This window comes from Actinomadura xylanilytica, from assembly GCF_030283145.1.
GTDB lineage: Bacteria > Actinomycetota > Actinomycetes > Streptosporangiales > Streptosporangiaceae > Spirillospora > Spirillospora xylanilytica.
Genome location: NZ_JASNWE010000007.1, coordinates 135961 through 156202 on the forward strand (window position 1 = coordinate 135961; position 20242 = coordinate 156202).

At 73.0% G+C, this 20242-nt stretch carries 17 protein-coding genes; 8 read left to right on the forward strand and 9 right to left on the reverse strand.

The window, feature by feature from the left end:
• Positions 1 to 16: 16 nt before the first annotated feature.
• The 4 genes from QP090_RS35755 (at position 17) to QP090_RS35770 (ending at position 5675) form a co-directional block, all read left to right on the forward strand.
• Positions 17 to 1498: a sensor histidine kinase gene (locus QP090_RS35755; RefSeq protein ID WP_285944183.1), complete on the forward strand. Its 1482-nt coding sequence runs from the start codon at positions 17 to 19 to the stop codon at positions 1496 to 1498.
• Positions 1499 to 1582: 84 nt separating this feature from the next.
• Positions 1583 to 3277 (forward strand): amidohydrolase family protein, encoded by a 1695-nt coding sequence (locus tag QP090_RS35760; protein WP_285944184.1) that lies wholly within the window; start codon positions 1583 to 1585, stop codon positions 3275 to 3277.
• Between the two features lie 152 nt (positions 3278 to 3429).
• The gene (locus QP090_RS35765) at positions 3430 to 4932 is read left to right on the forward strand and encodes a carboxyl transferase domain-containing protein (protein ID WP_285944185.1); all 1503 of its coding nucleotides are present in this window, start codon (positions 3430 to 3432) and stop codon (positions 4930 to 4932) included.
• 14 nt (positions 4933 to 4946) lie between these two features.
• Positions 4947 to 5675 carry a type 1 glutamine amidotransferase gene (locus QP090_RS35770; protein WP_285944186.1) on the forward strand — a complete coding sequence of 243 codons (729 nt, stop codon included), beginning with the start codon at positions 4947 to 4949 and terminating at the stop codon, positions 5673 to 5675.
• A 36-nt stretch (positions 5676 to 5711) separates the two neighbouring features.
• On the opposite strand, the gene QP090_RS35775 is transcribed toward QP090_RS35770, so the two are convergent.
• Positions 5712 to 6164 carry a hypothetical protein gene (locus QP090_RS35775; RefSeq protein WP_285944187.1) on the reverse strand — a complete coding sequence of 151 codons (453 nt, stop codon included), beginning with the start codon at positions 6162 to 6164 and terminating at the stop codon, positions 5712 to 5714.
• Between the two features lie 168 nt (positions 6165 to 6332).
• Positions 6333 to 7409, reverse strand: a complete 1077-nt coding sequence (locus QP090_RS35780) for an SMP-30/gluconolactonase/LRE family protein (RefSeq protein ID WP_285944188.1) — start codon at positions 7407 to 7409, stop codon at positions 6333 to 6335.
• A gap of 114 nt (positions 7410 to 7523) precedes the next feature.
• Here QP090_RS35780 and QP090_RS35785 point away from each other — a divergent pair, with 114 nt between their 5' ends.
• Positions 7524 to 7964, forward strand: coding sequence for a MarR family winged helix-turn-helix transcriptional regulator (locus QP090_RS35785; RefSeq protein WP_285944189.1), 441 nt, complete (start codon positions 7524 to 7526; stop codon positions 7962 to 7964).
• A gap of 123 nt (positions 7965 to 8087) precedes the next feature.
• Here QP090_RS35785 and QP090_RS35790 read toward each other — a convergent pair whose 3' ends face one another.
• The 5 genes from QP090_RS35790 to QP090_RS35810 all read right to left on the reverse strand — a co-directional run bounded on the left by QP090_RS35790 (position 8088) and on the right by QP090_RS35810 (position 14834).
• Positions 8088 to 9515 carry an aldehyde dehydrogenase family protein gene (locus QP090_RS35790; protein ID WP_285944190.1) on the reverse strand — a complete coding sequence of 476 codons (1428 nt, stop codon included), beginning with the start codon at positions 9513 to 9515 and terminating at the stop codon, positions 8088 to 8090.
• 58 nt (positions 9516 to 9573) lie between these two features.
• A complete protein-coding gene (locus QP090_RS35795) occupies positions 9574 to 11064 on the reverse strand; it encodes a PucR family transcriptional regulator ligand-binding domain-containing protein (RefSeq protein WP_349666535.1) in 1491 nt (496 codons plus the stop codon).
• Between the two features lie 197 nt (positions 11065 to 11261).
• Positions 11262 to 12851, reverse strand: coding sequence for a class I adenylate-forming enzyme family protein (locus QP090_RS35800; RefSeq protein ID WP_285944192.1), 1590 nt, complete (start codon positions 12849 to 12851; stop codon positions 11262 to 11264).
• Positions 12844 to 13317 (reverse strand): hotdog family protein, encoded by a 474-nt coding sequence (locus QP090_RS35805; protein WP_285944193.1) that lies wholly within the window; start codon positions 13315 to 13317, stop codon positions 12844 to 12846. Before QP090_RS35805 ends, QP090_RS35800 begins: the two co-directional genes overlap by 8 nt.
• The gene (locus tag QP090_RS35810) at positions 13314 to 14834 is read right to left on the reverse strand and encodes an APC family permease (protein ID WP_285944194.1); all 1521 of its coding nucleotides are present in this window, start codon (positions 14832 to 14834) and stop codon (positions 13314 to 13316) included. The genes QP090_RS35805 and QP090_RS35810 overlap by 4 nt, the downstream gene beginning before the upstream one ends.
• 92 nt (positions 14835 to 14926) lie before the next feature.
• Here QP090_RS35810 and QP090_RS35815 point away from each other — a divergent pair, with 92 nt between their 5' ends.
• Positions 14927 to 15565, forward strand: a complete 639-nt coding sequence (locus QP090_RS35815; RefSeq protein ID WP_285944195.1) for a TetR/AcrR family transcriptional regulator — start codon at positions 14927 to 14929, stop codon at positions 15563 to 15565.
• A gap of 45 nt (positions 15566 to 15610) precedes the next feature.
• On the opposite strand, the gene QP090_RS35820 is transcribed toward QP090_RS35815, so the two are convergent.
• Positions 15611 to 16630 (reverse strand): LLM class flavin-dependent oxidoreductase, encoded by a 1020-nt coding sequence (locus tag QP090_RS35820; protein ID WP_285944196.1) that lies wholly within the window; start codon positions 16628 to 16630, stop codon positions 15611 to 15613.
• Between the two features lie 192 nt (positions 16631 to 16822).
• On the opposite strand from QP090_RS35820, the gene QP090_RS35825 reads away from it, so the two are divergent.
• On the forward strand, positions 16823 to 17620 hold the full coding sequence (locus tag QP090_RS35825; RefSeq protein WP_285944197.1) for an IPT/TIG domain-containing protein: 798 nt from the start codon (positions 16823 to 16825) through the stop codon (positions 17618 to 17620).
• 78 nt (positions 17621 to 17698) lie between these two features.
• Here QP090_RS35825 and QP090_RS35830 read toward each other — a convergent pair whose 3' ends face one another.
• Positions 17699 to 19165 carry a carbon-nitrogen hydrolase family protein gene (locus QP090_RS35830; RefSeq protein WP_285944198.1) on the reverse strand — a complete coding sequence of 489 codons (1467 nt, stop codon included), beginning with the start codon at positions 19163 to 19165 and terminating at the stop codon, positions 17699 to 17701.
• A gap of 246 nt (positions 19166 to 19411) precedes the next feature.
• Here QP090_RS35830 and QP090_RS35835 point away from each other — a divergent pair, with 246 nt between their 5' ends.
• The gene (locus QP090_RS35835) at positions 19412 to 20239 is read left to right on the forward strand and encodes a hypothetical protein (protein WP_285944199.1); all 828 of its coding nucleotides are present in this window, start codon (positions 19412 to 19414) and stop codon (positions 20237 to 20239) included.
• Positions 20240 to 20242 lie beyond the last annotated feature (3 nt).

Consider the following 20242-nt stretch of genomic DNA (forward strand, 5'->3'; position numbering starts at 1 on the left):
GGGAGGGGCGCCGCGGATGCGGGTCCACGCGCTGCGCCGGCCCTTCTCGCGCCGGACCCTGCGCACCCGGGTGACGGCCACCGCGACGCTGATCGTGGGGCTCCTGCTGGCGGTCGGGGTCGTCGCCTTCTACCTGGTGATCCGCAAGACGGTGTACGACGGCCTGCGCGAGCGGGGCGACCTGGTGGCCGCCGACCTGGCCGAGATCGCGCGCGAGTCCGAGGTGATCGGCACGCTGCCGGTCCGGGACGTCGACTTCCCCCTGCTCCAGATCGTCGACGGCTCGGGCCGGGTGCTCGCCTCGAGCAGCGCGCTGACCGGGCAGGAGGCGCTGCGCGTCCGCGTCCCCGGCGTTCCCGGACGGCCCGTGACCTCGGACGCCGACATCCCCGGAGTGGCCCGCTCCGCCTACGTGGTGACGCTCCGGGTGCAGACCCGCGCGGGACCGCGGATCGTGCACGCCGGCGCGCCGCTCAACGCGCTGACCGAGAGCAGGGGCGCGTTCATCGGCTACCTCGCGCTCGTGGTCGTGCTGGCCACGGGCGCGATGGCCTGGATCGTCTGGCGGGCGGTGCGGCGGGCGCTGCGCCCCGTCGGGGTGATGAGCGCCGAGCTCGCCGAGATCACCGGAGGCCGGCCGGACCGCCGGGTGACCGTCCCGGACTCCCATGACGAGATCAACGGGCTGGCCGAGTCGGTGAACCTGACGCTGCACCGGCTGGAGGCGCTCGTGGAGCGGCATCTCGCGTTCGTCGCCGACGCCTCGCACGAGCTGCGCAGCCCGCTCACCGGGCTGCGCACCCAACTGGAGGCGGCCCTCGAGCACCCCGCCGATGAGGACTGGCCGGATGTGGCGCGGGCGGCGCTGGGCGACGCCGACCGGTTGCAGCGGATCGTCTCGGACCTGCTGCTGCTGGCCAGGCTGGACGCGCACGTGCCGGCCGACCGCGAGCGGGTGGACCTCGGCGCGCTCGCCCGCGAGGAGGCCGCCCGCGGGGGACGGCGGGTGCCGGTCACGACCCGGGCGGACGACGGGGTGGTGGTGCTCGGCACCCGTCCCCACCTGGTCAGGGTGCTCACCAACCTGCTCGACAACGCCGCACGGCACGCGCGTTCCGAGGTGCGGGTGACCGTCACGGCCGAGGGGCGGGAGGCGGTGCTGGAGGTGACCGACGACGGTTCGGGCATTGCGCCGGAGGACCGGGAGCGGATCTTCCAGCGCTTCCAGCGGTTGTCGGAGGGCCGCGAGCGGGACCGTGCCGGGAGCGGGCTCGGCCTGCCCATCTCCCGTGACATCGCGATCGAGCACGGGGGCGCCCTCGTCGCCGCCGAGCCCGCCGAGCCCGCCGAGCCCGCCGAGCCCGCCGAGCCCGCCGAGCCCGGCGGGGGCGAGCCTGGCGGTGGTGGTGCGGGCGCAGGTGGTGCGGGCGCAGGGGGTGCGCGGCTCGTGTTGCGGCTCCCCTTGTCCGGCGCGGACAAAACCCGCCGCCCGGATTGAAGATGAGAAGTATTCACTTTTACTGCGCGTCGTGATCTGATCACGAGTGTCCGGACCCCCGTCCCCCCGTCCCCAGAGGTACGCATGTCCCCTCCACGCCCCCTTCTCCGCCCCGTGCTGGCCGCGCTGGCACTCGGCGTGCTCGGCGCCGCGCTGCTGGCCCCGTCCGAGTCCGCGACCGCCTCCGCCTCCGCCTCCGCTCCCGCGCCCGCCTCCCGGGCCGCCTCCGCCGTGCCCGAGCCCGACACCGGCGCGTCCGGGAAGCCCTTCACCGGCACCACCGCGAACGGCCAGGTCCGCGGATATGTCGACGCGCACAGCCACCTGATGTCGTACGAGGGGTTCGGCGGTTCGCTCATGTGCGGCAAACCGTTCGACGAGGGCGGCGTCGCGGCCGCTCTGACCGACTGCCCCGACCACGAGCCGTACGGCCTGCCCGCCTGGTTCGAGAACTTCACCCGGAAGGGCGTCCCGGTCGGCACCCATGACACCAAGGGCTGGCCGACCTTCAAGGACTGGCCCGCCAACGACTCGTTCACCCACCAGCAGACGTACTACAAGTGGGTCGAGCGGTCCTGGCGCGCCGGGCAGCGGGTCCTGGTCAACCAGCTCGTGGCCAACCGCACCCTGTGTGAGATCTACCCGCTGAAGAAGAACTCCTGCGACGAGATGGACACCATCCGGTTGCAGGCGCAGCGGACCCGCGAGCTCCAGGACTACGTCGACCGCCAGAACGGCGGACCCGGCAAGGGCTGGTTCCGGATCGTCGGCGGCCCGGACGAGGCCCGCAAGGTGATCGAGGCCGGCAAGCTCGCCGTCGTCCTCGGGATCGAGACCTCCGAGCCGTTCGGCTGCCGGCAGGTCCTCGGCGCGCCGCAGTGCGGCAAGGAGCAGATCGACAAGGGGCTCGACGAGGTCAAGAAGCTCGGCGTCAGCTCGATGTTCCTGTGCCACAAGTTCGACAACGCGCTGTGCGGCGTGCGGTACGACCAGGGCACGACCGGCGTCATCATGAACCTCGGCAACTTCGTCGGGTCCGGCCGGTTCTGGCAGGCCGAGACGTGCACCGGGGCCGCGCACGACAACCCGATCCAGCCGGCCGGCGCGCTCGGCGACCTGCTCGCGGGGCCGCTGCGCGACCTGCGCCTGGCCGGGATCACGCTGCCGATCTATCCGAGCGCGCCGCACTGCAACGTCAACGGGCTCACCGACCTCGGCGCGTACGCGCTCCAGGGCATGGTCAAGCGGAAGATGATCGTCGAGCTGGACCATATGAGCGTCAAGGCCGTTGACCAGTCCCTCGGCCTGCTGGAGAAGGCGAAGTACTCGGGCGTCATGTCCTCGCACAGCTGGACCGACCAGAACTACATGCGCCGCATCTACGGCCTCGGCGGCATGGTCAACGCGTACGGCAGCGCCGCGGACTCGTTCGTCGCGGAATGGCGTGAGACCAAGAAGCTCCGCGACGACCGCTTCGTCTTCGGGTACGGCTACGGGCTCGACGCGAACGGGATGGGCCCGCTGCCCGCGCCGCGCAAGGGCAACGCCGGCAACAAGCTGGCCTACCCCTACACCTCGCCGATCGACCCGGGGGTCACCCTGGACCGGCAGCGCACCGGCCAGCGGACCTGGGACCTCAACACCGACGGTGTGGCGAACTACGGGCTGGTCCCCGACTGGATCGCCGACATGCGCAACATCGCCGGTCGCGAGATCACCGACGACATGGCGCGGGGCGCCGAGGCGTACCTGGAGATGTGGAGCCGCGCCAGAACCTGACCGGCATGCGCCCTGGGGCCGGGCCCGGCCTCAGGGCGCCCGTCTCGACACCGAGCCGTCCTGGGCGGCCCCGTGCTGGGGCCGCTCATGTCGGAGAGGTGCGGGCCCTGCGAGGATGACGATTCCGGTCAGCTTCGCCTGGAGGGAGCCGCGTGTCGGAACGGGTCGGGGCGCGCGGGCTACTGCGCCACGTGCTGGACGCGGACGCATGGACGTCCTGGGACACCGCTCCCATCGAGGTCGCCGCCCCAGGCTCGGCGTACGCGGCGGAGCTGGCGACCGCCCGGCGGCGCAGTGGCTGCGACGAGGCCGTCATCACCGGCGAAGGGCTCCTGCGCGGTCGCCGGGTGGCGTTCGTGGTGTCGGAGTTCGGCTTCCTCGCCGGATCGATCGGCCTGGCCACCGCCGAACGCGTCGTCGCCGCGATCGAACGCGCCACCGCCGAACGCCTCCCGCTGCTCGCCGCCCCGTCGTCCGGCGGGACGCGTATGCAGGAGGGCACGGCGGCGTTCGTGCAGATGGCGCGGATCACCGCCGCCGTGATGGCGCACCGCGCCGCGGGCCTGCCCTACCTCGTGTATCTGAGGCATCCCACCACTGGCGGGGTCTTCGCCTCTTGGGGGTCGCTCGGTCACGTCACGGCCGCTGAGCCTGGTGCACTGATCGGGTTCCTAGGGCCCCGCGTCTACGAGGGCCTCTGCGGGGAGCCATTCCCTTCCGGTGTGCAGGTGGCGGAGAACCTCGCGGCCAAGGGCCTGGTGGACGCGGTAGTCGGCATAGACGACCTGACCGATATCGCCGCCGACACCCTGGACGTGCTCTGCGCCCGTACGCCGACCGGGCCCGCCCAAGCAGCCCCGTCAGCCGTTCCGACTTCCCCGCCTCCTGCGGTCGCCATCGCGGGGGCGTCCGCATGGGACTCCATCCAGCGTTCGCGCCGTCCGGACCGGCCCGGCGTCCGGGAACTGCTCCGCTATGGCGCGACCAGCGTGACGCCTCTGTCCGGGACCGGCCAGGGGGAGGCGGAGCCCGGCCTCCTGCTCGCCCTGGCCCGCTTCGGCTCCATGCCGTGCGTGCTGGTCGGCCAGGACAGGCGGAGCCAGCGGACGGGCCATCCCCTCGGCCCGGCCGGGCTGCGGGTCGCCAGGCGCGGCATGCGGCTGGCCGCCGAACTGCACCTCCCGCTCGTCACCGTCGTCGACACCCCTGGCGCGGTGCTGTCGGCCGAAGCGGAGGAGGGCGGGCTGGCAGGGGAGATCGCCCGCTGCCTGGCCGACCTGATGACGCTGGCCGCGCCCACCCTGTGCCTGCTCCTCGGCGAGGGCACCGGCGGCGCCGCGCTCGCCCTGCTGCCCGCCGACCGCGTCCTCGCCGCGCGGCACGCCTGGCTGTCGCCGCTGCCTCCCGAGGGCGCCTCGGTCATCGTGCACCGCACTCCGGACCGCGCCGCGGAGATGGCCGGCTCCCAAGGGGTACGGTCGGAGGACCTCCTCCGCGACGGAATCGCCGACGCCCTCGTCGACGAGCGGCCCGACGCGGCCGACGAGCCCGAGGCGTTCTGCCTGCGGGCCGCCGCCGCCGTGGAGGCGGCCCTCTCCGCCCTGCCCGCCCCCGACCCGGCCCGCCGTGATCGTTTCGGTCGCTCCGGCCTTTGACCCGGGAGGTCCCCGTGCGCGCCCTGCTGATCCAGCACGACGCCCAGTCGCCGACCGGCCCGGTCGGCGAACGGCTCGTCCATCACGGCTACACACTGTCGGAACTGCTCGTCGTCCCGCCGGAGCGGCAGCGGGACCCGTCGGTCGAAGGCGTGTTCCCGGACCCCGGCGCCGCGGACCTCATCGTCGCGATGGGCGCCCCCTGGTCGGTGGACGACGTGGCGCTGATCGGCCCGTGGATCACCCCCGAGCTGGCCTTCCTCGCCGGCGCGCATGCCGCCGGGGTGCCCGTCCTCGGCATCTGCTTCGGCGGGCAGGCCCTGGCCACCGCCCTCGGCGGCGGTGTCGAGCGCGCCCCGCGGCCCGAGCTCGGCTGGACCCGGGTCGAGACCGACGAGCCGTCCCTGGTCGGGCCGGGCCCGTGGTTCCAGTTCCACTTCGACCGCTGGATCCTGCCGCCCGGCGTCCGCGAGATCGCCCGCAACGAGGCGTGCTCCCAGGCGTTCGTGTCCGGCCGCTCGATGGGCGTGCAGTTCCACCCCGAGATCACCCTCGCCGAACTCGACCTCTGGCTCGCCCACGGCGGCGAGGCCCCGCTGCGCGGCGCGGGCCGCGACCCCGAGGCCGTCCGCGCGGAGGTCCGCCGCGGCGAGCCGGCCTCCGTCCGCCGCACCCACGCCCTGATCGACGCCTACCTGAGCCGCGTCGCCTCGGCGGAGGCCACGCCGCCCACCGTCCGTTGACAGTCCCGTTCGCCGCCGACGGCGTCGGGCTCGGCGTCAGGTGGTCAGATCGGCCAGAGGCCCGCGCCCGCGCGCGAGCCCGTGCCAGGCGATAGGGGCGAACGACGCCGCCACCACCGCGCAGGCCGCGACCGACAGGTACAGTCCGGCGGCGGGTTCCAGGTCGTTGTGCTCTCCGAGGGCCGCCCACAGCCGAACCTGAAGGACCAGCGTGAGCACGGACGCGCTGGAGGCGACGGCCGCGGGCAGCCAGGCCGGCCGGAGCATCGTGGACACCGCCGCCGCGAGAGTCAGCCCCAGTGCCAAGGTGAGGCCGCCGGTCGGGACGATGCCGGGCAGCCCGCCCCAGGGACGGAACCCGCTGCCCTGCGCGCCCGGGAAGGTGGCCCAGGGCATCAGCGACCCGACGAACAGCAGGACCTGGGCGGCCAGGCCGCTCACCATGACGTTGACGCGGAACCGGACGTCCGCCACGTTGTCGACGCTCACTGCGCTCCTCCACCTCGCCGCACTGGGGCCGCCGCGATGGGCGGCCCGCGGGTCCGAACGGCGGGCGGGGACCGCCGGGCCGGCCAGGGCCTCCCAGCCGTGGTGAAGGTATTCAGGGCGCCTATCTCCCCTGTATTCCTTTGTTATCGCCGTTGAGGACGGGGGCGGTCAGATGCCGTCGACCGAGGCGATGGTGAACGGCGTCTCCGGAGTGCCGGGTCCCATCGGCCCGCCCTTGTCGAACTGCGAACGGACCACGTAGAGGGTCCCGTTCCGGCGCACCAGGGTCGTCGGGAGCTTCAGCGCCTTGTCGGTCACCCTCTGCTCTTCGCGCGCCACGAGGCCGTTCGCGGTGACCTTCCACCGGCTGATCTGGTTCGCCACGTTGTGCACGACCCAGAGCCTGCCGTGCTGGAGTTCGAGGCCGTCGGCGTTCAGCATGTCACCGCCCTTCGAGGCGACCTTGCGGATCGCGCCCGTGTGAATGTCCAGGCGGTAGAGGACGCCGCCGGTCATGTCCGCTGTGAGCAGGTAGCGGCCGGACGGGTCCGCGACGATCCCGTTGAGGCCGCTGGCGCCGGGGGCGGGCGGCTCGGGGGCGTCGTCCAGGTCGAAGCGGGGCGTGAGCCCGGCCCTCCCGCCGTCGGCCTCGGCCTTTGCCAGGTCGCGTGGAGTGACGCGGTAGACCACGGCGCGGGTGCTGTCGGTCAGGTAGGCCGCGCCGTCCGGGGCGATGGCGACGTCGTTGACGAAGGTCTCGCCGCTACCGGTGACGGTGAACTGGGCGAGCAGCCGTCGGCTGCTCGCGTCGTAGACCGACACCCCGGCGGTGGAATCGATCACCCAGAGCCGGCCGGCGCGGTCGACCTTCAGGCCGTTGGCGGTGCGGCGCCCGTCCGCGCCCGCAGGAAGGAACACCTCGGCGACCCGGTGGCCCGGCGTCGTCTTGAAGACGGTGCCGTCGGCGTAGGACGCGGCGTAGAGGTCCCCGGTCCGTGGGTCGGCGGCGATGCCCTCGGGATAGACCCGCTCGCCGGGCAGTTCATAAGCCGGAGCCACTCGGACCGCCGACCGGACGCCCGCCGCCCGGTCGGCGGGCGCGTGCCGGGTGGGCGCGCGGTGGGCGGTGGCGTGGTGAGCGGTCGCGGGTGCTCCGGCGGCCTGCGCGGCCGAGGCGAGGGGCAGGACGGTGGCCAGCGCCGTGACCGCCGCGGCGATCGAGGGGTGCGTGAGAAGGCGGGACATCGATGCCTCACTTCAGGGGAAGATTAGAGTCGTCTCTTTGAGACGAGTACGAATATTAGTTAGAACTCTAATGCTCGTCAAGGTCCGAAGAATGACGCCCGTTACCATGCGCAGATGACGTCGATGCCCGTCTCCGAGCGGCTGGGGTCCCACCTCAAGCGTGCCGAGCAAGCACTCAACGCGACCAAGCACGCGGTGCTGAAGCCGGCGGGGCTGACCGTCCCGCAGTACGCGGCGCTGCTGCACCTGTCGGAGAACCCCGGCATGTCGGCCGCCGCGCTGGCCAGGGCCTGCGGCGTCACCCCGCCGACCATCAACACCGTGCTGAAGAACCTTCAGGAGCGCGGGCTGATCGCGCGCACCCCGCACGAGTGGCACCGCAACGTCTTGGAGACGCGGCTCACCGAGGCGGGGGCGCGGACCATGGCCGACGCCGACGCCTGCGCCGTCCGGGTCGAGCGCGGGCTCGCCGCCGAGTTCAGCGCCGAGGAACGGGAGGCGCTGATCGCCCTCCTGGGGCGCGCTGTGGACTTCCTCGACGCCACGCGTCCCTGAATCCCTGAGAGCGCCGCTGGGGCCGTCTCGGCGACGCGCCGGCCGACGTGGCGGGGCCGGGCCGGCCGGAAACGGCGAAGGGACCGGCCCCCAGGAGGAGACCGGTCCCGTGATCGCGTGCTGTCAGAGGGGCAGGCCGGTGAGGATCATGACCTTCTCCTCGGTGTAGTCGGCCATCGCCGAGCGCAGGCCCTCGCGCCCGACGCCCGAGTCCTTCACCCCGCCGTAGGGCATCTGGTCGGCCCGGTAGGACGGGACGTCGCCGATCACGACGCCGCCGACCTCCAGCTCCTGGTGCGCCCGGAACGCGATGTCGAGGTTGCGGGTGAACACGCCCGCCTGGAGGCCGAACTTCGACGCGTTGACCAGGTCGAACGCCTCGTCGACCCCGTCCACCGCCTGGACCAGCAGGACCGGGCCGAAGACCTCCTCGCGGGAGATCTTGGCGTCGGCCGGCACGTCGGCGAGGACGGTCGGGGCGAACGCGGCGCCCTCGCGGGTGCCGCCCGCCAGGACGCGCGCGCCCGCGGCGACGGCCTCGTTCACCCAGGACTCGACGCGCTCGGCGGCGTCCTGGCTGACCAGCGGGCCGACCTGGGTCTTGTCGTCCCACGGGTCGCCGGTCACGAGGCTCTCGACCGCGTCGACCAGCTTGGGCACGAAGTCGTCGTACACGCTGCGGTCGACGAAGACGCGCTGGACCGCGATGCAGCTCTGCCCGGCCTGGTAGTTGGAGAACAGCCCGATGCGGGCCGCCGCCCAGTCGAGGTCGGAGTCGGCCAGCACGACCGCCGCGCCGTTGCCGCCGAGCTCGAGGGTGACGTGCTTGCGCGGCACCTTGTCATTGATCGCCCAGCCGACCGGGACCGAGCCGGTGAACGAGACGATCGGCAGCCGCGGGTCGTCGACGAGCGCGCCGGCCCGGTCGTTCGGCACCGGGAGGATGGAGAACATGCCCTCGGGCAGGTCGGTCTCGGCCAGCAGCTCGCCGAGGAGCAGCGCCGACAGGGGGGTGGCGGGGGCGGGCTTGACCACGATGGGCGCGCCCACCGCGATGGCCGGAGCGATCTTGTGCGCGGTCAGGTTGAGGGGGAAGTTGAACGGCGAGATGCCGAGCACCGGCCCCCGCACGGCGCGGGTGATGTAGGCCATCCGCCCGGTGGCGCCCGGGTCGGTGTCGAGGCGCTGCGTGGTGGCGCTCCAGCGGCGGGTCTCCTCGGCGGCGAACCGGAACGTGGAGATCGCCCGGGTCACCTCTCCGCGCGCCCACAGCAGCGGCTTGCCATTCTCGCCGGTGATGAGGCGGGCGACCTCCTCCGACCGCTCCTCCAGCCGCCTGGACACGTGCGCGAGCGCCTCGGCGCGGACGTGCAGCGGCAGCGCGGCGGCCTCCTTGCGCATTGCGTGCGCGGCCGCGAGCGCCTCCTCCACCTGCTCCGGGGTCGGAACGGAGGCGGCGCCGACCACGCGGCCGTCGTACGGGTGGGTAACGGTCAGCTCACCGTCACCGGTCGCGGGACGACCGGCCAGCCAGAATGGGGTCACGTTCATGCGTTCACGCTATCTCCGGCGGGCCCGGATGGGAGCCTCCAGGATGTCCAATCCGAGCCTACGGGTTGGCCGTGATGGCGAGCGCGATCCAGAGCTCCGCCCGGATCGCCGGATCGTCCAGGTCGCGCCCCAGCAGTTCGGCGGTCTTGCGCATCCGTGTCCGCAGGGTGTGGCGGTGCACGCCCAGCGCGCGCGCAGCCGCCTCACCCTGCCCGTTCGCCGCCACGTAGGCGCGCAGCGAAGTGATCAGAGCGGGGTCCTCGGCGTGCAGCGGAGCCAGCAGGGCCGCCGCGAACCCCTGGGCGAGATCGCGGTCGAGAAGGCCCAGAATTCCCTGTCCGGGCAGGTCCGAGTGACGCATCACACCGTGCGGACGGTCGGCGGACGTGCGGAGGCGGCGCGCGGCCGTCAGCGCCTGCTCGGCCTGCCGGAGCGCATCGTTCAGGGCGTCGCCGAACGGTTCGATGTCGGTGGGGTCGCTCGCTCCCACGGGCCCCTGCGCCTGGGCGAGCGCGATGACGTGGTCGGCCTGCCCTTCCGGGACGATGACCGCGCAGTGGCCGGGCATGGGCACGGCCAGGGCGCGCTCGCCTGCGGGATCGGCCTCCAGCGCGTCCAGAATGGCGGCCCCGCCGGCACAGGCCAGCACGCGGACGGGCGATGGTGGTAGCGCGGGGCTGTGCGGCGGCAGGCCGAGCAGCAGTGCCGCGAGTGTCGCCCGAAGCTCCCGGCCGGTACGGGGTGTCTCCGATTGCAGGGTCAGCAACGCCACGGCGGAGCCGACGATCGTGTGGGCGACATGGGGCAGCGGGTCGTCCGTCCCTACTGCGAGATACCCGCGCGGCCTTCCGCCGAGGCCGATCCGCTGGAGGACGACGTACCCGTCCCGTCCGGACAGGGCGATGCTGGACGGCCCGGTGGTGGAGGGCCGCGCGCCTTGCAGGCGGGCGATCTCAGAGGCCAGGTCGGCGGCGCGCTGGCGGGCACGGGCGGGCTCCGCGTGCCGCACGGCGCCGGACGGGTCGAGGAGCAGCGCCCAGCCGCCGAGCTCGCGCGCGAGGCGCGCCACCAGGGTGCCGGGGCCTCGGAGAGCGGCACGGGTCAGCTCCCGCTGGGCCTGGAACGCCCGGGTGACGTCCTCGTACCACTCGGCGGCGAGCAGCCGCGAGACCGCCTTGCCGATGGCGATGAACGGGGTGGGGCGCGGCACCTCCAGGAGGGGGAGCCCCTGTTGGCGGGCCGCGTCGACCAGTTCGGGGGGCGGGGCGGCGTGAATGACCCCGACTGCGAAGCCCAGGCCCGCCACACCCCGAGTGACGAGCCGCGTGACGTAGGACGCGGCGTTCTCGGAGGTGAGGCGCATACCGGTGGTGAGGACCAGCTCCCCGCCCTCCAGGAAGGGAGTGGGGTCCTCGAGCTCGCTCACCGCGACCCACCTGACCGGAGCGTCCGGACGCGTCGCTGTGAGTAGCCGCAGTCCCAGTTGGGGGAGTGCGGCCACGGTCGCGAGGGTGGGCGGCATCAGGCTCCCCAGGGCTCGGCGGCGCATTGTGCACTTCGTCCGGTCCAGCGGATGTTTTTCGCCGTTCCGTCTGTTTCAGGCTAGACGGTGGGCGCCCTATGTTCACGCCATGGCCGGCCGGGCCCACGGTCCCTGCTGACGCCACCCCCCGACGGCCGGCGGCCGACCGGCTGCTGGACGGCGGCCCGCCACGGCCGGCGGGGTGGAGACCCTGCGCGCCCGTGTCAACGCACGCGGGCGCGCAGGGCGGACTTGTCGACCTTCCCGGCGGGCAGCAAAGGGAGCTCGGCGATGATCTCGATCCGCTTGGGCACCTTGTAGTTGGCCAGGTGCGCGCGGGCGTGCTCGGTGAGCGCCTCCGGGGTGAGCGCGCTGCCGGGACGCGCCACGACGAACGCGGCGCCCACCTCGTGGTAGACGGGGTGGGGCATCGGGACCACCGCGACCGCCGCGACGTCCGGGTGCTCCTCCAGCGCGACCTCGATCTCGCGCGGGTACACGTTGTAGCCCCCCGACTTGAACATCTCCTTGAGCCGTCCGACCAGGGTGATGTTGCCGTCGGGACGGACCACCGCGAGGTCGCCCGTCCGCAGGAAGCCGTCCTCGGTGAACGCCTCGGCGGTCGCCTCCGGCAGTCCCAGGTAGCCGCTCATCACGCACGGGTTGCGCAACTGGATCTCACCCGGCGTGCCCGCCGGGACGGGCGTCCCGGCGGGATCGACCAGGCGCAGCTCCAGCCGCGGATCGGGCCGGCCGATCGTCGACGCGAGGGTCTCGTCGTCGGCGTCCGGATCGTTGTAGGCGACCGAAACGCAGCTCTCGGTGAGCCCGTACACCGTGCTGAGCCGCGCGCCCGTGGCGCGCAGCCGCGCGACCATGTCGCGCGGCATCGGCGCGCCGCCCCACCCGATGTGGGTGAGCGAGGACAGGTCCGCCGTGGCGAACTCGGGCCGCGCCGCGACGAGCTGGAACATCGTCGGGATCTGCCCCCAGAGCGTGATCCCGGCCCGTTCGATGGCGGCCAGGACGCCCGCGGGATCGAAGTCCTCCATGAAGCAGACGGCACCGCCCATCGCCAGCGGCACCGACACCACGTCCATGACGCCGCCGACATGGTTGACCGGGAGGTTCGCCAGGGCCACGGCGAGGGAGTGGTACTGCCTGGTGCCCTGGAGCCGGCAGCCCTCGGCGAAGGCGCGATGGCTGATGACGGCGCCCTTCGGCCGTCCCGTGGTCCCGGAGGTGTAGATGATGAGCGCCGGATCGTCCGGGGACACGGCTCCAGTGCCGTCTCCCGCGGAATTCTCCGCGCGGGAGAGGAAGTCGTTCAAGGGGACGGCGCCGGGCAGCTCCCCGGTGAGCGCGACCACTTCCCGGATGGACGGGGCGGCCGTGCGCAGTGCCGCGACGTCGTCGGCATAGGACCGTCCCGCGTGCTCGGCGAGGGAGGCCAGCAGCACAGGGCCGCTGTCGGTGACGACGTGCAGGAGCTCGTCCCGCGTGTAGCGCGGGTTGAGGCCGATCCAGACCGCGCCGATCCGCGACATGGCGAGGAAGAGCGTCAGGAACTCGGGACGGGGCGTCGTCAGCACCGCGACCCGGTCGCCCGGCCCGACACCGGACGCCCGCAGGGCCGCGGCACAGCGAGCCACGTCCGCGGCGGCCTCGCCGTAGGTACGGCGTGCTCCACCGAAATCTTCGAGCAGCGCACCGGGCTGCTGGGCCGCCCAGTGGTCGAGGAAGTCCACCACCCTGTCTGCGGCCGGGACGACGCCCTCACCGGGCAGCGGCGCTGCGGCGGGCAGGTCAGGCATCGGCGGCCTCCACGGACTCGTCCACGAAGAACGTGATCCAGTCAGCGACCATCGCGGGACTGTCGGCGCCCTCCACCTCGAGAACGTTACGCGTGAGGACGCGCGTACGGCCGGGGGCCTTCTCGTGGGCTTCGAGCAGCTCGGCGCGCAGCCGTACCCGCTCGCCGGTGAGGACCGGCCGCAGGAACCGCACCTTGTCCACGCCGTAATTGAGCCCGTACGCTCCGCTGTTCTCAAGCTTCAGGTCGCGCTTGTGGAACGCCACGATCATCGACAGCAGCAGGAAGCCCGAGACGAGCCGCTCGCCGTAGGGGTCGCCGTTGGACGGCGGACGTCCCAGGAAGTCCTCGCGCAGGAAGGTGGCCTTGCCGAACGCCTGCTCGTCGGAGAGGTCCAGCGTGAGCCAGTCGGAGCAGAACAGCTCCGTGCCGGCGAGCGAGGGGAGCTGGGCGAGTGTGTAGGTCATCGCTGTCCTTCGTCTTCGGTGATGTTCGATGCGGCCGGCGACGCCCCGGCGGGCGAGGCCCCCGCGGCGCCTGCGGTGCGGCCTCCGGGCCCGTCACCCTCGCCGCTCTGGTCGCTGTCGGTGCCGGAGTGGCCGATCCGGGCGTACCGCACGGGATCGGTGCCGCGCAGCCGCAGCGCGTACAGGGAGGCGGCGATGGCGAGCACGATGACCGCGTACGGGAGGGAGTTGATGAACAGCGCGTCGGAGTCGGCGAGCGTGTCGAAGTTGATCAGCAGCAGGACCGTGGCGGTGAGCAGCCCCAGGCAGCCGATCAGCGGCGCGGCCAGGGTCCGCAGGTACCGGCGGTCGCCCTTGCGGCGGAAGTGCGCGACGATCGCGACCGCGGCGAACGCCTGGAGCAGCACGATGCCCAGCGTGGACAGCCCGCTCATGATCGTGACGAGGTTGCGGTACGGGTCCAGCCCGGCGACCGCGAACGCGGCGACCACGATCAGCGTGAAACCGGCCTGGGCGAGGCTCGCGGTGTACGGCGAGCCGTGCCGGGGGTGCACCCGGCCGAGCCGCGCCGGCGCCAGCCCGTCCCTGGCCAGCGTGAAGACGTACCGCCCGGCCGCGTTGTGCGCCGACAGCAGGGAGGCGAACACGCTGGTGATCACCAGCAGCCCGAAGACGGCCTTCATCCCGTCGCCGAGCAGGTCCCCGGCCAGGTTGAGGAACAGGTCGCCGCCCTGTTCCTCGGCCGCACGCTGGGCCTGGTCCGCGCCGATCGCGCCGACCGTCATCCAGCTCGTCAGCGTGTAGAACAGCCCGATCACGATGACGGCCGCGTAGGTGGCGCGGGGGACCGTGCGGGACGGGTTCGGGGTCTCCTCGGCGTACAGCGCGGCCGACTCGTACCCGGCGAACGACCCGAAGGCGAACATGAACGCCACCCCGGGCGCCCCGGCCAGGATCGTGGACGGCTCGAAGGAGGCCGCGGCGAAGGCGTCCATCCCCTTCTGCGCGATCACCGCCACGTCGAAGACGAACAGGATGCCGACCTCGCACGTCATCAGCACCGCCAGCACCTTGGCCGACAGGTTCGCGCTGCGGAAGCCGAGCGCCGACATGACCGCGACGCCGGCCGCGCTCCACGCCCACCAGGGGCCAGGGACGCCGGCGGCGCTGGTGAGGAAGTAGCCGATGCCGCCGGCGAGCGCGGCGACCAGCGCGTTGTAGGCGATGAGCGCGAAGACCGCGCCCGCCGCGGCGACCGGCCGGCCGAGACCGCGGGCGATGTAGGCGTAGAAGCCGCCTCCGCCGGTCACGGTGCGGGCGATGGTCGCGTACCCGACCGAGAAGCACAGCAGCGTCACGGTGGCGACGAGGTAGGCGCCGGGCACGCCCGCGCCGTTGCCCGCGCCCATCGACAGCGGCACCGTGCCGGCCATGGCGACCAGCGGCGCCGCCGCGGCCACCACGAGAAAGACGATCTTCGGGGTGCTCAGGTTTCTGCTGAGCGCGCCTGCCGTCATGCGCACTCCTTGGAGGAGGAGGGATCTCGGAGGAGATCGAGTAAACCTAAATCTGATTCAGATTCAGGTTTGTCACGATACGCTGCGGACCCATGAGTGGCAAGACGGCCGAGGAGAATCCGGCGATGCGGCGCACCCCGACCCAGCGGCGCAGCAGGGAGCGGGTCCGCCAGATCCTCGAAGCGTCCGGTGAGCTGCTCGAAGAGGGCGGCCATGACGCGCTGACCACCTCCGCGGTCGCCGAGCGCGCCGATATCTCCGTCGCCTCGATCTACCAGTTCTTCCCCAACGTCGAAGCGATCATCGAGACGCTGGCCGAGCAGTGGACCGAGGGGTTCGTGGCGATCCTCGCGGGCGTGGCGGCGGACGGCCCCGCGCCGACGGCGGGCGAGGCCGCCGACCGCGTCATCGACGCCTTCGTGGCCTACTTCCGCGAGCGCCACGGTTTCCGCACCGTGTGGTTCGGCGGGGGCCTGCGCGGCGCCGCGCGCAGACTCGACCGGCAGAGCAACCAGGCCCTGGCCGAACGCCTCCTCGGGCTGTGGGGGCACTGGTACGGCCTGCCCGACACCCCGGCCGCCCGTTCCGCGGCGCGGGCGGCGGTCGCCATTGCCGACGCGCTGCTGGCCCTGGCGTTCCGCGAGGACCGCCAAGGCGACGAGGCCCTGATCGCGGAGACCAAACGGGCGGTGCGCGCCTATACCGCCGATGTAGTGGCCGAACTGAGCTGACGGCCCGCCCGGAGAGACTGTCCGGACGGACCGTCGGGAGAAGCGTCAGCCGCGGGCCAGGGAGGGGTGCTCCCGGCGCGGGGCGTCGGCGAGGCCGTACAGCTCGGCCACCAGGTCGTACGAGCGCAGCCGGTCGGCCTGCTCGAACGTCGACGTCGTCACCATCACCTCGTCCACGGCGGTCTGCTCCAGCAGCGCGTCGAGCTGCTGCCGGACCGTGTCGGGGCTGCCCAGGACCTGCCCCGCCAGCCGTGAGTCGATGATCTGCCGGTCGACCGGCGTGTACGGGTACGCCGCCGTCTCCTCGGGGGTCGGCAGCGGGCCGGGACGCCCGGAGCGGAGCCGCAGGAGCGACAGCGCCTGCGGGGCCGCCAGCTCGCGCGCCCGCGCGTCGGTGTCCGCGGCCGTCACCGATACGGCGATCATCGAGTACGGGGCCTCCAGGACGGCGGAGGGACGGAACGAGTCGCGGTAGAGCGCCAGCGCCGGAAGCGTGTTCTCCGCGCTGAAGTGGTGCGCGAACGCGAACGGGAGGCCGAGCAGCCCGGCCAGCCGCGCGCTGAACCCGCTCGAACCGAGCAGCCACATCGGCGGCCCGTTGCCGGCCGCGGGGGTCACCTTGCTGTCCGCGCCGAAGTACTCGCGCAGCTCCACGACCTGCTCGGGGAAGTCGTCCACCGACAGCGCGTCCGGCGAGCGGCGCAGCGCCCGCGCGGTGGCCGCGTCGGTTCCCGGAGCGCGCCCCAGCCCGAGGTCGATCCGTCCCGGGTACAGCGCCTCCAGGGTCCCGAACTGCTCGGCCACCACCATCGGCGCGTGGTTGGGCAGCATGATCCCGCCCGACCCCACCCGCAGCCGGGACGTGGCCGCCGCGACCTGCCCGATCAGCACCGCCGTCGCAGAACTGGCGATCCCGGGCATCGCGTGGTGCTCGGCCAGCCAGTACCGGTGAAAGCCGAGGCCCTCGGTGTGCCGGGCCAGCTCCAGGGTGTTCCGCAGGGCCTGCGCGGACGTGGAACCGCCGGCGACGGGGGCCACATCGAGGACGGAGAAGGGAATGCTCATGAACAGTGCCAACCCGCCCGCGCCACGTCGTCTTCCCGCCGCCGGGCAAAAAGGCGGGGCGCGGCGTCCCGGGCACAGCGGGCCCCGCGGACCGGCCTCCACCGGAGGACGAACCGCCCCGGCGGCCCCGGCCGAAACGCCACGCCCGGTGACGGCGATACCCCAGGGAGTGCCCGAGAGGGGTGAACGCCCGTGCCCAACGAGTCGCCCATCGGAACCGAATACGCCCGCACCCGCGACATCATCGCCGTCGCCGTCCTGCTCATCGCGCTCGCCGCGGTGCTGATCGTGATCCTGGTCCAGGTCTGGCCGCCCGCCCCCTCCCTCGCCCCCGACGGCCGCCCCGAGCTGCCGCCCAGCGCCACCACCGCCCGGCTCCCCGGCTGGTCCCCGCGGCTGAGCCGCGAGACGGGCCTGTTCGTCATCGTCCTCGCGGCCGGGATGCTGGGCGCGACGGTGCACGCGCTCCGATCGCTCTACTGGTACGTCGGCAACCGCTCGCTGCGCCGGAGCTGGCTGATGATGTACCTCTTCCTGCCGTTCATCGGCGGTCTGCTCGGCCTGATCGTCTACCTGGTCCTGCGCGGCGGCCTCACCTCGCCGGCCGGCGGCACCTCCGACATCAACCCGTACGGGATCACCGCCATCGCCGCACTGGTCGGCCTGTTCTCCCAGGAGACCGCCGAGAAGCTGCGCTCGGTCTTCGGCACCCTGCTCGCCCCGGCCCAGACCGGCCGGGACCAGGCGTTGCCCCCGAGGGTCGACGGCATCGACCCCGTCTCCGGCGAGGCCGGCACCACCGTCACCCTCCGCGGCACCGGCCTGGGCTCGGCCTCCAGAGTGCGCTTCGGCGATGCCGAGTCGCCGGCCACGGACGTGACCGACACCCAGGTGCGCACCACGGTCCCGAGCGGCGCCGCCAGCGGCCGTCCCGTCGTCGTCACCCCCACCGGCAACGCCCCGAGCCCCGAGGACTTCACCGTCCAGTGACCACGGCACCGTCCGCGCGCCGCCGGAGCCGGGCCGGCCGCGCCGCCTGCGCCGCTGCGGCCGGGGCGGTCCCGGGCGTCAGGCGGGCGGCGGACGCCAGTGGTCGTGCCAGAGGTCGTAGGCCGCGCCGGGGTAGAGCCTGGGGAGGGTCGGCGGGTCCTCACCGGGCTTGAGCAGGCCGATGCCGTCGCCCGTCTCGGCGGTGCCGAACTGGAGCTCCATGCTGTAGGTGGTGCGGGCCAGGTTCTCCGGGCCGGCGACCAGGCAGGTGTACCGGGGGCCGGGCAGCTCCGACTCGGGGATGGCCCTGCCGATCGCCAGGCTGTTGGCGACCGTGACCCAGGTCCCGAGCGAGCCGACCTGGCGCTCGGCGGCCTGCTGCTCCCAGCGGTACTCCATGATCGGCTTGGAGAAGATCGGCACGAGCAGGTGCGACACCCCGCAGGACTGCAACTCGCGTTCCCAGCCGACCGTCCGGCTGATGTCCTCGCAGATCAGCACCGCGAGGCGGCCCAGGCTGGAGTCGAGCACCCGGATGGTGGAGCCCGGCGCGGCGTACTCCTCGGCAGTGCCCGTGCGCGGCGCGCCGGGCAGCCGCCACAGCCGCATCTGCGCGGCGTCCAGGGTGAAACCGGACAGCTTGTCCTGGACCAGCAGCTCCTCGCCGGTCCAGCGGTCGATCAGGACGGCGCGGTTGGGCGGCGGGTCGCCGCCGCCCAGCGGTCCGGTGCCGAGCATCAGGAAGCGCAGGGGATGGCGCTCGCGGTCGCGGCCGGCGGTGTCGAACGCCTCCTCCTTCCACTGCTCGAGCATCGCCTCCGACAGCGCCACCTCGGGCATCACGGCGATCTGGGCGCCGGACTCGTCCAGCCTGCGGATGATCGTCTTGATTCGGCCTCGCAGCGCCGCCGAGTCAACCGGACGCAGCCGGTAGACCGTCATCCCGTGCCGCCGCTCGAACTCGATCTCGACGTCGTCGAAGCTCTCCAGCATGGGCGCGCAGCCGACGGTCACGGGTCGCTCGCGGGCGAAGTGCGGGTCGTTGACCGCCGGGAGCCGGATGTGGTCGATCTTCTCCCACTCGGCCGGCGGGATCCGGTGCACGCCGAAGAACTCGGCCTTGGACCTGAGCCCGCGCGGCCGTCCGGGAAAGGCGCAGCGCGGCAGTAACGCGCCGGGGCTGCCCGGACCGTTGAGCCGCCCGTCGATCGTCCAGTTGGTCAGCACCTCGGTCAGGGCGCCGGTGTCGTGGTAGGGGCCGTACGGGTTGGCGTGCGCGAGCGCGCCGTCGAGGCCGAGCAGGAGCGTGAAGCGGCCGAGGTCGCCGTGCTCGGCGATCAGATGCGCGGTCAGCGTGGGCGGCAGCTCGCCGCGGTCCAGCACGATCTCGGTGATGTCGTTCGCCTGCCGATTCACCGCGGGATCGTCGTACCACCCGGTCGGCTCCCAGGTCCGGAAGAGGTGATCGGGCAGGGCGTCGTAGAGATCAACGAAGAGATCAGCTGGTTCGGCCGGGTAGGCAGGTGCCGCCAACTGATCCGTCATATACGCCCCCGGGGGGTTGACAGGGCTCGTAACGCGTGGTCACCCGATGCTAACTCTCGGAACTTCGCCCCATCAGTGTCTTCTGCTACAGAAAATGGCGCGATCTTCAGCGGTGGTGCTGCCGGATCGGGCCGCGGTGCCGTCGATCTCCGCACCGCGGACGTGGCGGAACGTGTCGCTTGACATTCACTTGGCACTCGATGCACCCTGGGTGGGCCGGCGTACTCGACGATCCTGAGGTGAGCCGTGAACGTGAGAGCCGAGCTGATGCCGCGCACCCTTTCGCAGGGCCGCGACCGCCGGACCGAGGTCCGGCGGCTTCTCGATTCCATGGAACAGGCCAAGGTCATCAGCGACGGGCACTTCAGCGCGCTCGGCATGATCATCACCGACGCCTCGCTGACGGCCGACGAACCCGCGCTCGTCGAGGTGCAGGACGGGCTGCAATGGCTGCACCGCCACTATCTCGACGTCCAGGCCCTGGACGGCGAGCAGCGCGAGCAGCGCGGCCGGATCCTCGGCCTCATCGACGTCGTCCACTGGGCGCTGCGGCGGCTGCCCTCCGGGCTCCAGCTCGCGCTCCAGCCCGACAGCCACGCCGCCCGGTTCCTCAGCGTGGTGGCGCGGCGGCAGGGCCTGTCCAACCGCGAGCTGGCCGCCGAACTCGGCACGGACGAGACCGAGATCAGCCGGGTGGGCCGCAAGCTGCTGTCGGCCGGCGTGGTCTGGCGCCGCAGGGAGTGGCGCGTCAACGCCTGGGACATCACCCCCCGAGGCCGCCAGTACCTGGAGAGTTCCGGCCTGCTCAAGGAGGGGCCCGGCAGCGGGCACGCCGCCGACGCCCCCTTGGGGTCGCCCGACCCGGACCCAGCCCCGGCGGCGGAGCCCGACGACGGCCGCCCGTCCGCCGAAGCCGCCGAGCCGCGCCGCTCCCCCCTGCCGGAGCGCACCGTGTCGGACCGCACCGTGTCGGACCGCACCGTGTCGGACCGCACCGTGTCGGACCGCACCGCGTCGGACCGTCCCGCCACCTCGCCCGAACGTCCCGAACACCCCGAACGGTCCCGCGGCTGACCG

What these genes read in the sequence shown, in the direction of transcription:
- QP090_RS35755 (WP_285944183.1), top strand. Translation starts at nt 17, where the DNA reads ATGCGGGTCCACGCGCTGCGCCGGCCCTTCTCGCGCCGGACCCTGCGC.
- QP090_RS35760 (WP_285944184.1), top strand. Translation starts at nt 1,583, where the DNA reads ATGTCCCCTCCACGCCCCCTTCTCCGCCCCGTGCTGGCCGCGCTGGCA.
- QP090_RS35780 (WP_285944188.1), bottom strand. Translation starts at nt 7,409, where the DNA reads ATGTCCCGCCTTCTCACGCACCCCTCGATCGCCGCGGCGGTCACGGCG.
- QP090_RS35785 (WP_285944189.1), top strand. Translation starts at nt 7,524, where the DNA reads ATGACGTCGATGCCCGTCTCCGAGCGGCTGGGGTCCCACCTCAAGCGT.
- QP090_RS35790 (WP_285944190.1), bottom strand. Translation starts at nt 9,515, where the DNA reads ATGAACGTGACCCCATTCTGGCTGGCCGGTCGTCCCGCGACCGGTGAC.
- QP090_RS35795 (WP_349666535.1), bottom strand. Translation starts at nt 11,064, where the DNA reads ATGCGCCGCCGAGCCCTGGGGAGCCTGATGCCGCCCACCCTCGCGACC.
- QP090_RS35800 (WP_285944192.1), bottom strand. Translation starts at nt 12,851, where the DNA reads ATGCCTGACCTGCCCGCCGCAGCGCCGCTGCCCGGTGAGGGCGTCGTC.
- QP090_RS35805 (WP_285944193.1), bottom strand. Translation starts at nt 13,317, where the DNA reads ATGACCTACACACTCGCCCAGCTCCCCTCGCTCGCCGGCACGGAGCTG.
- QP090_RS35810 (WP_285944194.1), bottom strand. Translation starts at nt 14,834, where the DNA reads ATGACGGCAGGCGCGCTCAGCAGAAACCTGAGCACCCCGAAGATCGTC.
- QP090_RS35815 (WP_285944195.1), top strand. Translation starts at nt 14,927, where the DNA reads ATGAGTGGCAAGACGGCCGAGGAGAATCCGGCGATGCGGCGCACCCCG.
- QP090_RS35820 (WP_285944196.1), bottom strand. Translation starts at nt 16,630, where the DNA reads ATGAGCATTCCCTTCTCCGTCCTCGATGTGGCCCCCGTCGCCGGCGGT.
- QP090_RS35830 (WP_285944198.1), bottom strand. Translation starts at nt 19,165, where the DNA reads ATGACGGATCAGTTGGCGGCACCTGCCTACCCGGCCGAACCAGCTGAT.